Consider the following 11,908-nt stretch of genomic DNA (forward strand, 5'->3'; position numbering starts at 1 on the left):
CTTTGCTCCTAACTGCCCATCCCAAAATCCTATAGAAGATATTTGGTTACAAGCAAAAACCTGGGTTAGACGTTTTTGCGCTTTAATTCCAACATTCTCTCATTTAAAGTGGATGTTTGAGTGGTTTCTCCGAAACACTACCTTTGATTTTCTCTCTCTCCAGATGTACGGAGCTTTTTCAGAAATCAAATACTAGTCCTATATAACACCTATGTGATGGCAAAGTTCTGTCTTTTCTTTCAACTCGTCCTGTTCCATGTAGCCGAGTGTATTTTTAACCTCAATACCGTATGCAACTGAATCTTTTTCAAATATGAAGTCTATATCCTTATTGTTTTTTGTCCAGCATTTTTCTTGAAAGCATTGGGTGTTACGTCCTTTCATAACAAACTCTGCGCGTGCAAAAGCTTCGAGAATCATTGCTTCACCTTGGAGACCTAGTGCGCCTGTGATATTGGGATTTGAATATGCTTCAACCAGCTGAACTAATTCATTTGCACTCCGCTTGTAGTAACGATAGTTTTTATGCCAAAGTAGCTTGATATTTCCCTTTGTAGTGAGCTTTCGGACTTCTTCTTTGACTACGCCTTCAGCAATAAGGTCTCGTATAGCCCGATTAGTAACCCAGTGAAAGTATTTTTTTTCGTGCAAAACTTCAATCTGACATGAAAAGTAGACACTTTCCTGGTTTTTGTCAAAGAAGTCCCTTATAGTTTCTTTAGCTTTGACCTCAGCAGGATCAGTTATCTCACTATCAATTTCTTCATACTCCTCAAAATCGTCATAGTCCGACACAAGAGGATCTCCAAGCTTTTCTAGTGATTTTATTTTTAATAGTTTAGCTGCTTAAAGGTCTCAAATATTACGTAATTTTATTAGCACGGTTAAACAAGTAACTCTAGACTGAGTACTAAAAAAGCGATCGCTTTTTTGCTCAATAACCCAGGCTCACCACTAAAAACTGAAGGGTGTATCAGATAATGGTTAGACAATTTGAGATTACAACTTATCTTTACGAAGCTATCTGGTAAATTGCAGGTCGATACTTTGGTTCAGGAATTGCTTTACCCTCTAGTTTTGTCAATGCGTAAGTCCTAAAATAATTCGTAATTCAGAAATTCAAGAACGGGATTTAGGCTAGATAAGGAGAGCGATCGCCTAACGCCAAAGATTTTGCTAACAGCGATCGCCTTTTTTCTATCTTGACAACAACCGCCGACGCAGCAAATCCAAGGCTGTACAGGCACTTAAATGACGAATAAACCAGCGATCGCGCATTGTCCCAAAGCGATACTCAAAACTTTTCACTTCATCCTTCGGCCCGGCTAACCCGATATAAACCAAACCCACAGGCTTAGTCTCTGTTCCTCCACCAGGGCCGGCAATTCCTGTGATACTTAATCCCCAAGTAGTTTCTAGGCGACTTTTTACCCCAATTGCCATTTGTTCCGCGACTGTAGCGCTAACCGCCCCAAATTTATCTAAGTCTTCTGGGTTCACCCCCAATAACCGAGCTTTTGCCGAGTTGTCGTAAGAAATTACTCCTCCCCAAAAATAATCAGAACTACCGGAAATCTCCGTTAACATTTGCCCCAGTCCGCCGCCCGTGCAAGATTCTGCCACTGACACCGTTTCCTTAGCAGCACGCAACAACACACCAACAACCGAAGCTAAAGTTTCATCATCAGCACCGTAATAATCCAACCCAGCAATTTCTTTGAGTTGTTGTTCAATTGGGACAATCAATTCCTCTGCGGCGGCGGCTGAATTTGCTTTTGCAGAAATTCGCAGTCTAACTTCTCCTTTTCCCGCATAAGGTGCAACTGTCGGGTTAGGCAAGTTGAAATAAGAAGACACTTTTTCTGCTAAAGCCGACTCACCAATCCCCCAAAATCTTAAACTGCGGCTGTAAATAATTTCCTTACCCCAGCCTTGGTTTTGTAAAAAAGGTACGGCTGTTTCTTGCCACATCCGGTGCATTTCATGGGGAATACCGGGGAATGTAAAAATCGTAATTTCAGAGCGAGGTTGCCAAATGATTCCTGGTGCGGTTCCTGTAGGATTGGGTAAAACTTCTGCACCTTGGGGAATCAAAGCTTGTTTGCGGTTTGTGGGACTCATCACGCGATCGCGTTGAGCAAATTTGTGAGCAATATCTTCAATAATTTCTGGGCGCTCTACCAAAGGTACGCCAAAAAAATCGGCAATAGTCTCGCAAGTAAGATCATCTGGTGTCGGGCCAAGACCACCAGTAAAAATCAGAATATTAGCTCTGGAAATAGCAATTTTTATAACTTGCTTTAATCTTTCTGGATTATCCCCAACCACTGTTTGATAGTAGTGAGGAATCCCTAATTTCGCTAACTGTTGGGCGAGAAATTGAGAGTTACTATTGAGGATATCTCCTAACAGTAGTTCAGTACCAACACAAATAATTTCTGCACTCATGTAATCAAAGCAAAAGGTAAAAGAAAGATGCTTATAATACTCTATTTCTTTTACCCTGCTACTTTTTACTTTTGCTGAGAGCGTTTCCAAACTCGCCAACTAGTGTAAGTCAAGAGCGAAGTTGCTCCAAAAGCGTAAGCAATGCCACTGGGGATACCAGCAACAGCTAATGCCAAACTGCCAACCCACAGTGTTAGGGAATAAATAAACAAAACCGTCCAGCGATGGGATAAACCAGCTTGTAACAGACGATGATGTAGGTGACATCTATCAGCAACCCAAGGCAATTTGCCACGACAGATGCGTGTCAAAATTACTGCCGACATATCCACAATTGGCACTGCCAAAATTAGATAAGGCAAAATCACAGCCGTAAAAGCCGGAATTTTCACTAAACCAATTACACCCACAGCAGCGAGGGTGAAGCCCATAAAATAAGACCCGCCATCGCCCATAAAGATTTGTGCGGGGTTGAAGTTATAGCGGAGAAATCCCAAAGCTGCACCAGCTAAAGCGGCGGCAATTAAGGCTGCGGCTGGTTGGTGCATAAACAGTGATACAACCAGCATCACCACAGCAGCAATTCCTGAAACTCCAGCCGCTAATCCGTCTAAACCATCAATCCAGTTGATTGCATTCACCATCCCTACCAGCCAAATCACTGTAATCGGCAAACTTAGCCAATTCAGATCAACTATGCCAATTGTCGGAACGCTAATGAAGTCTATACTTACACCCGCTTTCCATGCACCAGCTGCAACGATAACTTGCATCACCAGGCGTGTTAAGGGAGATAGATTTAACAAATCATCCGTTAAACCAATGAGAAAAAAGCCCAGACCGCCGAGGGTAACACCCCAAATTTGCCATTCTTTCTCAGACGGCAGATTTCCAAACCCGCCTAACCACCAGACAATTAGTAAGGAAGTTAGAGTACCTGCGAAGATAGAAACTCCTCCCAGGCGCACCATTGGGCGTTCATGAACTTTTCGACCACCAGGTTTATCTACGTTTCCACTTTTTATACCAATATTCTTGATATCAGGCGTAGTCCAGAGAACGACTACGGCTGCAATAAGGAAGGCAATCAGATGATAAATCTGAGCAGGCATCTGTATTTTTAATTAAGTAGTTTGTCAGACAAAACTCTGCCAAGGGAGGTTTCTACCTAATATTTACTACATTTCTGGCTATGATCAGTATGAGATTTGCAAGTAAAAAGGCAAAAGTAAAAAGAATACTTTTACCTTTTGGTTTTATACCAACGCTGGTACGGGAATTTGTAAGTGGGGATATAAGGGGAAGCGATCGCACAATGCTGCTACCCGGCGTTTACAATCAGCTGCGACTGTATCTGAGTCTGGATTGAGGAGGCGATCGCTAATAATATTCCCAATTTCGGTAAATTCTGCGACTCCCAATCCTCTGGTGGTCATCGCTGGAGAACCCAATCTCAAACCACTGGTTACAAATGGCGATTGAGGATCAAAGGGTACAGTATTTTTATTAGCTGTAATATTTACACCACTCACCAGTTGATCTGCTTGCTTACCTGTCAAACCAATTGAACGTAAATCTACGAGCATCAAGTGGTTATCTGTGCCATTAGACACCAATTTTAACCCCCGATTGTGGAGTTGAGTTGCCAAAGCACGAGCATTTTCAATTACTTGTGCAGAATAAGTTTGAAACTCAGGCTTTAAGGCTTCGCCAAAAGCGACTGCTTTAGCTGCAATCACATGTTCTAAAGGCCCGCCTTGAGTACCAGGGAAAACAGATTTATCCAGTTTCTTACCCATTTCTGCATCGCGGGTCAAAATTAAACCACCTCTGGGGCCACGGAGAGTTTTATGGGTGGTTGTGGTGACTACATCACAGTAAGGAATGGGATTGGGATGTAAGCCAGTGGCTACCAAACCAGCGATGTGGGCAATATCCGCTAGTAGGTAAGCTCCAACTTCATCGGCGATGCTACGGAACTTCTCAAAGTCAATAATCCGAGGATAAGCAGAATAACCACAAATCAAGAGCTTTGGACGCTCCCTCAGCGCCAGCTCTCGAATTTGGTCGTAGTCGAGTTGTTCTGTTTCTTGAGTCACTCCGTAGTGGCTAACTTGGAACCATTTACCAGAAACGTTTACCGGTGAACCGTGGGTGAGGTGTCCGCCATGAGACAAATCCATTCCCATGATTTTGTCTCCTGGTTCTAGTAAGGTCAGAAAGACGGCAAAGTTCGCTTGTGCGCCGGAATGAGGCTGGACGTTAGCATGAGCCGCACCAAATAGCTGTTTAGCCCGGTCAATTGCTACTTGCTCGATTTTATCGATAAATTCACAACCGCCATAGTAACGTTTACCAGGTAATCCCTCAGCATATTTGTTAGTCAACACTGAGCCTTGTGCTGCTAATACAGCCGCAGAAGTAAAGTTTTCACTGGCAATCAACTCCAGGTGATCGCGTTGACGTTGGAGTTCTTGATCAATTAATCCCGCGATCGCGGGATCAGAGGTAGCAAGAAAGTCAGAATTAGTCCTAGTCACTTTAATTATCCTTAGTGGAAATTTGCACAACAGTGGTTTTTCTTGGAACGCAGTTTCTAAGTAATAATTCGTAGTCAAACTTCTATCTACATTGCAAGATTTTTTGACTGCTGACTATTCACTATTGGTAGTAACTGAATTTATTACTTAGATGCCAGCCTGATTAAGTCCCATTAGTGTGTTAATTATTATAAAGCTCTTTCTGGAATATGAAGTTAACAGTTCTAAAAAGACCACAGAAGCAGCTCAACCTAGGTGTAAAAATTTATGTATGAGTTCTTACTTAAGCACCCTATCTCCAAGAAACTCAACATACAATAAATTTAAGGTTCACTGGATGATTTTTGATCATTACCCTCATTTTTGCCAAAAAGAGCATTAGAAAAGATTTATAGGCTGAATCCGCCGCTATTGGAGAGCAAAATTGCTTCGATGGGTAACGCAGATCAAGTCTGCCATCAGCCGCTCTTTAGACACGTAAAAAGTGTGTTTTTTGTGAACAAATGCGGATCGTGTTGAGTATTTACAGGAGGTCTTGGGATGTTAGTCATTTTAATGGATGATCAAATCCTTACCCCTAAGCAGGTTTGCCAGTCTTGTTTACTCGCTGACAGGAGTGGTCAACCTCGTTGGCGTGGTGGTCAACTACATTGTGGTCAAGCTATTCGTAAGCTTACTGAACAACAACCTGAACAGTATGAGTGTGTCATGGGCTTTCGCATTGCCGATATCCCGTGATTGCATCTACTGGGAAACTAGACAACTGCGTTATCCTAGGCTCAAGTAACTCTTAAAATTCTGCCACAGGAGAACGCAAAATGGCTTGGCCTGGTTCTACAAATGTTTCCGATCGCATTTTTGCTTGTCTACCTTATTTGCTACCCCTAGTTGAGGTACTGGCTTTTGGTTTTGTTTTATTACAACAGTTTCCTGCCTTGGCAGTCGTTTTTGCACCTGTTCTGATTTTGTGGTCATTTTACAGACGTGTGCGTTTTGCCGGAATCATAATTTTCTTTGCTTTATGGCTGTTAGTAGTTAGAAACGAAAAAATTTCTCGGTTTATTCGTTTCAACACCATGCAAGCAATTCTTTTAGACATTATTATCTTTTTGTGTGGCATCCTGACTGATATTGTGGGACTCATTCCCAGTGGAGACTTTGCCATCCAAACTCTGTACAGCACTATTTTTCTCGGCATTGTAGCAGCAGTAGCATACTCCGTCGTCCAGTCTCTTTTGGGGCGTTATGCAGAAATTCCGGCAATTTCCGAGGCCGTTCACATGCAGGTTCGGTAACTGGACGTATGATTTAGCAACTATCCTAATTGAAATTGAGCATTGTTTAATGCACGGCTACCCTGTTTTCTAAGCGACCAATGCCTTCAATTTCAATCCTGATGCGATCGCCTACATGCAGAGGGCCTATACCTAATGGTGTACCCGTTAGCACTACATCTCCTGGCAGTAGGGTCATAATTTTACTGATGTAAGACACCAAAAAATCAGGGGGAAATACCATTTGATCGATCCCCGCAGATTGCACCGGATTTGGCTCATCATTCAAAAAAGTCTGCAATCTCGCGCCTGGGTTCAATTCACGGACAATCCAAGGGCCTAAAGGGCAGAACGTATCGAACCCTTTGGCTCTAGTCCATTGACCGTCTTTTTGTTGTAAGTCTCGTGCTGTCACATCATTAGCAATGGTATAACCCCAGATTTTAGTTTGGGCTTCCTCCAGGGTGCAGTCACAAGCGCGATCGCCAATGACTAGTGCTAATTCACCTTCATAGTCTACTCGCTGAGACTGGAGAGGATATTTGATGTCCGTCTCGGAGGCAATGATTGACGTTGGCGGTTTGAGAAAGAGTAACGGTTCACTTGGTACGAGTGTTCCCATTTCTGCTGCGTGATCTGCATAATTCTTGCCCACCGCCACAATTTTTGAAGGCGCACATGGCGAAAGAATTTGGTAACTATCCGGTTCTAAAAATAAATCTGTAGGTTTTCCCAGCAACCAAGGTGGAGCATCCAGCACCTGCACATTCAGAGATAGCTGTAGCAACCCATAGTAAATTTTGCCTTCTGGATCTTGAACTCGCACATAGCGCTGCGCCATAACCTTGATAATATCCTTTTGTCTGCAATTTTTAAGAGATGTGAGCGGATGAATCTTCAGTAATCCTGGAGACTATAGCTATAGACTACCTGTGGGAAGCATACATGTTGACTCAGCCAATAGCTCAATTATTTTGGTGTTGTTTTCCAAAGGCTGAATTCCCAATGGCACAGGAAGTTCGTTGATATTTTCGTAGCTTCTTTATAGTCACCTAGAGAATAACTTTTGGTTAAAAATACGAATTTAGACAGATTTTGCTGATGATTCATCTAAAAAACTGGTAAGATTATAGTTCCTTGTTGCTTCAAATGTTGAGATATACGAGTATTTTCTAGCGATATTTGTATAAATTTACATCAGCAGCCACTTTGTCCAAAAGGAGATTTCAAGCCATGTCCACATCCACAGTTTACGAAACAATGTACATCCTGCGTCCTGACCTGAATGATGAGCAGGTAGATCAAGCGATCGCTAAATATCAGACCTTGATTCAAGAACAAGGCGCAGAAAATATTGAAATTCAAAATCGTGGCAAGCGTCGTCTTGCTTACGAAATTAAAAAGCAACGGGATGGCATCTACATCCAAATGAACTATACCGGCCCAGGCAATCTCATCGCTCCCCTAGAACGCGCTATGCGGTTGAGTGAAGAAGTAATTCGCTACTTAACCATTAAGCAAGAAGTTTCAGAAGTAGCAGAAGAGAAAGTTGCTGTAACAGCGTAGAAACCATCGTTGATTAACTAGTGCTGAGTCATGAGTATTTACACCTCAGAACTCAGTACTAAGTAAAACAAAATAAAAAAAATTTTTACCTTTGACTTTTTTCGGCTTTGGTTGGGAATGCTAGATTAACAAGTACTTGCTCAAGGCAGTACGATCGCCAGTTATATCTAAAATTAGAAAAGATTCGTCAATGGGAGCTGTAAGCTACTGTGAGTCAAACTGACATACCCAACATCCAAGCTCTCTCTACAGAAGTCTCGCAGCTGCGGCAAGATTTGCAACTGCGCGATCAATTAGTGCAACAGCTATCTCAAGAACTCTTTCGGCTGGTTAAGGGCAACACTAATTTTATGCCCCAGCGCTCTGAACCTGAGCGCGACCTAAGTCAGTTGCAGGCGTTACGAGAACAATTACAAGCTGTTGAGCAACAGGTGACGTTTTATCAAGAGCAAATTGCTACTCGTGATGCAGAAATTTATCAACTGCGCCAGTCTGTACAAGAATTAACAGATCGTAGTCGGATGTTGGAGCAGGTAGTACAGGAATTACCTCAAATTTACCGTCGTAAATTTGAGGAGCGGATGACTCCAGTCAGGGAAAAAGTGGCAATCTTGCAACGAGAAAATCGCAAACTGCAAGCAGAGCTACAAAGTGTGAGTTATCGTTTAGCGCTCAAAACCCGTACTTCCAGTCACAGTGGTATTGACTTGCCCAATTTTCCTCGCCCGGTGACAGGACAAGGTAATGTTTCGGCTGTCCAAAATGCTTAGATGATGGGCAATAGTGAAATTTTGCAGCATAAGTCAAAACAAACAAAGCCTGCTGTTGCAGGCCTTAACCTTCTTTTTTTAGTAAGTTAGGATTTGTGAATTGAATCAAAATGCCACAGGCTCTAGCCTATTGGCAAGTATTACAAACTACAATTGATCAGCACTGGGTCGTAGCACCATGAGAGTATGGCGATCGCCATAAAATTAATTAATTGGAAAAAAGATAATTGCTTCTGCACACACCAACACTTATTGCATGATAATTATGGATTAGCCTGCCAGTGCAAAAGGTTGTTCGTTGACGATATTGAAGATGTCTTCGTAGGTGTTAAAAATTTCAAAAACCGAATCCAAGTGGGTTAATTCTATAACTAACCTTACAGGATCTTTAACATTACACAGAACTAAGCGACAACCACTTTGTCGGGCTGTTGTCAGGGCTTTGACTAAGGGAACTAAACCAGAACTATCCATGAAATCTACTTCTGCTAGGTCAATGACCCAAAGTTGATGAGGCTGGGGTGCTACCTCTGACATATGTTTGCTTAAAGCCATACCACCCTGCAAGTCTATGCTTCCTTGGGGTTTGAATAAAACCACTTGCAATTCTTGTGCGATAGTCATGTATTTATCTGGGTAGTTGAACTACTGAAAAAAACAGCAACTTGACATTAATACAAGCTTAGTTTCAACGGCAAAAAACTGCTGATTCACAGAAGTTGTGAACTCACAGTTTGCAATCGAGATTATACGTTTAAGTGTTCATGTCGTATAATTTGTATTAACTTCCCTAAATATAAGCACAAACGCTTAGTAGATTTAGTAGCAATAGTATCTTTTACAAAATTTTTATATTTAAACAAGATTTTTATGAATTTTTCATAAAAAACATCTGTTTATATTAAATAAAGTATGCTGTTGTGTTACTTACTCTTGAATTTGTAATAGTCAATACTCAATAACTAATAGATTTCATAGATTTTTGAGGATGGATGAATAGCGACTTAGCCCCTTCAAGATATCACTATGATTGACACTCCAGCCCCAAAAGCGTCAAGATAGGGAAATAGTAAAAAATTGTAAAGGCGGCGGTGCGGGATGTCTCTTGAATGGATTTCACTAGAAAACATCCAGGAATTTGCCCACCAGTATGGTTACTGGGCAATTTTTTTGGGAATTTTACTAGAAAACTTAGGCATTCCCCTTCCTGGTGAAACCGTAACCCTTGTAGGTGGGTTTCTATCCGGTAGTGATGAACTGAGTTATTGGATAGTTCTCAGTGATGCCGTTGCAGGAGCCGTAATTGGTGGTGCTTGCGGCTATTGGATTGGTAAAGTGGGTGGCTGGCCTTTCTTGCTGCAAATAGGTAAAATATTTAGGATTTCTGAAGAAAAATTACTAAATATTAAAGAGAAATTTAGTGAAAATGCTGCTAAAGCTGTATTTTTTGGCCGCTTTTTTGCACTATTGCGAATTTTTTCTGCACCACTGGCTGGTATAGCAGAAATGCCCTTCCAAAAATTCTTTTTATATAACCTAGCAGGAGCAACTACCTGGGCTGCTGTGATGGTGACACTGGCTTTTTTTGCTGGCAAAGTCATCTCTTTAGAACAATTAGTGGCTTGGGTAAGTCAATTTGCGATCGCAGCCTTGCTTATTCTGGTTGCGGTGATTGCAATCCCCCTGTGGTTGGAGTCCCGCCAAGTTAAGCGTGCAGCAGGCGAATAGATTAAGTAAAAAGTAAAAAGGCAAAAGTCAAAAGTAATTATTTTTGGCTTTTGCCTTTTATTTTGACGATAATTTTTAGAGACAATAGGCAAAATCAGCCATAAAATTTACATCACAAGTTTTTTGTGTCAACTGATTCTGATAAGTTAGTAAACTAAATAACTAACTGCTAATGCCTTCAAAGCTTCCTAACCCGGCGGAAGCATTGATGAAAGTAGGCAAACTTCATTCAAGACAAAGATATGGCGCTCATAGTTCAAAAATTCGGTGGTTCATCTGTCGGTTCAGTCGAACGTATCCAAGCTGTTGCACAGCGTGTATACAAAACAGTGAAAGCAGGAAATTCTTTGGTTGTGGTAGTTTCTGCAATGGGTAAAACCACTGATGGACTTGTCAAACTAGCCAACGAAATTTCTAAAAATCCTAACCGCCGGGAAATGGATATGCTGCTTTCCACAGGTGAACAAGTAACCATTGCCCTACTTAGTATGGCATTGCAGGAACTTGGGCAGACAGCTATCTCAATGACTGGCGCACAAGTGGGAATTGTGACGGAAGCTGAACATACCCGTGCGCGGATTTTGCATATTGAAACCGATCGCCTGTTGCGTCATATCAATGAGGGTAAAGTAGTAGTTGTAGCTGGTTTTCAAGGTATTTCTAGAACCGGAGAATTAGAAATTACGACTTTAGGCCGTGGTGGTTCTGATACCTCAGCGGTAGCGTTAGCAGCAGCAATCCAGGCAGATTTTTGTGAAATTTATACAGATGTACCAGGTATTTTAACTACAGATCCGCGTTTAGTTCCCGAAGCGCAGTTAATGGATGCCATAACTTGTAACGAAATGCTAGAACTGGCAAGCTTAGGTGCAAAAGTTCTACATCCCCGCTCAGTGGAAATTGCCCGTAACTATGGTGTACCTTTAGTGGTGCGGTCTAGCTGGACAGATGACTCTGGGACTTGGGTAACATCGCCCAAACCTCAAGAGCGATCGCTAATAAATTTAGAAATTGCTCGTCCTGTAGATGCAGTGGAATTTGACACAAACCAAGCAAAGGTAGCTTTGTTGCGTGTACCAGATAAGCCTGGAGTAGCAGCTAAGTTATTTGGGGAAATTGCCCGCCAAAATGTAGATGTAGACTTAATTATTCAATCAATCCACGAAGGTAATAGCAATGACATTGCCTTTACCGTCACCACACCCATATTAAAACGGGCAGAAGCAGTAGCAGCCGCGATCGCTCCCGCACTCAGAAATCCATCAAAACCCACATCAGACGAAGCAGAAGTGATGGTAGAACAAAACATTGCCAAAGTCAGTATTGCAGGTGCAGGGATGATTGGTCGTCCTGGGGTTGCTGCTAAAATGTTTGCCACCCTCGCAGAAGCAGGTGTGAACATTCAAATGATTTCTACCAGTGAAGTCAAAGTCAGTTGCGTAGTTGATGCTACAGACTGCGATCGGGCTGTCGCCGCACTCAGCACCGCCTTTGAGATAGAAGCAGAGGGGGAGGCAGGGCAGACAAAAAGCAGGGAGCAAGGGGGGAAAAATTTTACTGTAAGTTCCTCCCCTCTGCCCCC

At 42.2% G+C, this 11,908-nt stretch carries 12 protein-coding genes and 1 pseudogene; 7 read left to right on the forward strand and 6 right to left on the reverse strand.

Annotated features, from left to right (window positions below; genetic code table 11):
- Positions 1–196 (forward strand): annotated as a pseudogene (locus IQ259_RS25570) (IS630 family transposase); the annotation flags it as partial.
- A 2-nt stretch (positions 197–198) separates the two neighbouring features.
- Here the strand turns inward: IQ259_RS25570 and IQ259_RS25575 are convergent.
- The 4 genes from IQ259_RS25575 to glyA all read right to left on the reverse strand — a co-directional run bounded on the left by IQ259_RS25575 (position 199) and on the right by glyA (position 4,988).
- Positions 199–795: a hypothetical protein gene (locus IQ259_RS25575; RefSeq protein ID WP_193888803.1), complete on the reverse strand. Its 597-nt coding sequence runs from the start codon at positions 793–795 to the stop codon at positions 199–201.
- A gap of 402 nt (positions 796–1,197) precedes the next feature.
- Entirely contained in the window at positions 1,198–2,448 is a 1,251-nt protein-coding gene (locus IQ259_RS25580) for a competence/damage-inducible protein A (protein WP_193888804.1), read from the reverse strand.
- 65 nt (positions 2,449–2,513) lie between these two features.
- Positions 2,514–3,560 (reverse strand): glycosyltransferase family 4 protein, encoded by a 1,047-nt coding sequence (locus IQ259_RS25585; RefSeq protein WP_193888805.1) that lies wholly within the window; start codon positions 3,558–3,560, stop codon positions 2,514–2,516.
- A 144-nt stretch (positions 3,561–3,704) separates the two neighbouring features.
- Positions 3,705–4,988: a serine hydroxymethyltransferase gene (gene glyA / locus IQ259_RS25590; RefSeq protein WP_193888806.1), complete on the reverse strand. Its 1,284-nt coding sequence runs from the start codon at positions 4,986–4,988 to the stop codon at positions 3,705–3,707.
- Positions 4,989–5,528: 540 nt separating this feature from the next.
- Between glyA and IQ259_RS25595 the strand changes: the two genes are divergently transcribed.
- Together IQ259_RS25595 and IQ259_RS25600 are read left to right on the forward strand one after the other, a co-directional pair.
- Positions 5,529–5,726, forward strand: coding sequence for a hypothetical protein (locus tag IQ259_RS25595; RefSeq protein WP_193888807.1), 198 nt, complete (start codon positions 5,529–5,531; stop codon positions 5,724–5,726).
- Between the two features lie 80 nt (positions 5,727–5,806).
- Complete coding sequence (locus tag IQ259_RS25600) at positions 5,807–6,283, forward strand: Tic20 family protein (protein ID WP_193888808.1); 477 nt, start codon at positions 5,807–5,809, stop codon at positions 6,281–6,283.
- A 46-nt stretch (positions 6,284–6,329) separates the two neighbouring features.
- Here the strand turns inward: IQ259_RS25600 and IQ259_RS25605 are convergent, their stop codons facing one another.
- Positions 6,330–7,103 carry a fumarylacetoacetate hydrolase family protein gene (locus IQ259_RS25605; RefSeq protein ID WP_193888809.1) on the reverse strand — a complete coding sequence of 258 codons (774 nt, stop codon included), beginning with the start codon at positions 7,101–7,103 and terminating at the stop codon, positions 6,330–6,332.
- Positions 7,104–7,495: 392 nt separating this feature from the next.
- Here IQ259_RS25605 and rpsF point away from each other — a divergent pair, with 392 nt between their 5' ends.
- Together rpsF and IQ259_RS25615 are read left to right on the forward strand one after the other, a co-directional pair.
- Positions 7,496–7,828, forward strand: coding sequence for a 30S ribosomal protein S6 (gene rpsF, locus IQ259_RS25610; protein ID WP_193888810.1), 333 nt, complete (start codon positions 7,496–7,498; stop codon positions 7,826–7,828).
- Between the two features lie 209 nt (positions 7,829–8,037).
- Positions 8,038–8,598 carry an Npun_F5560 family protein gene (locus tag IQ259_RS25615; protein WP_193888811.1) on the forward strand — a complete coding sequence of 187 codons (561 nt, stop codon included), beginning with the start codon at positions 8,038–8,040 and terminating at the stop codon, positions 8,596–8,598.
- A 270-nt stretch (positions 8,599–8,868) separates the two neighbouring features.
- Here IQ259_RS25615 and IQ259_RS25620 read toward each other — a convergent pair whose 3' ends face one another.
- Positions 8,869–9,222: an STAS domain-containing protein gene (locus tag IQ259_RS25620; RefSeq protein WP_193888812.1), complete on the reverse strand. Its 354-nt coding sequence runs from the start codon at positions 9,220–9,222 to the stop codon at positions 8,869–8,871.
- A 474-nt stretch (positions 9,223–9,696) separates the two neighbouring features.
- Between IQ259_RS25620 and IQ259_RS25625 the strand changes: the two genes are divergently transcribed.
- Positions 9,697–10,326, forward strand: a complete 630-nt coding sequence (locus IQ259_RS25625) for a DedA family protein (RefSeq protein WP_193888813.1) — start codon at positions 9,697–9,699, stop codon at positions 10,324–10,326.
- 242 nt (positions 10,327–10,568) lie between these two features.
- Positions 10,569–11,908 (forward strand): aspartate kinase (locus IQ259_RS25630; protein ID WP_228014780.1); only part of this gene is annotated, 1,340 nt, incomplete at its 3' end.

This window comes from Fortiea sp. LEGE XX443, from assembly GCF_015206815.1.
Taxonomy (GTDB): domain Bacteria; phylum Cyanobacteriota; class Cyanobacteriia; order Cyanobacteriales; family Nostocaceae; genus Nostoc_B.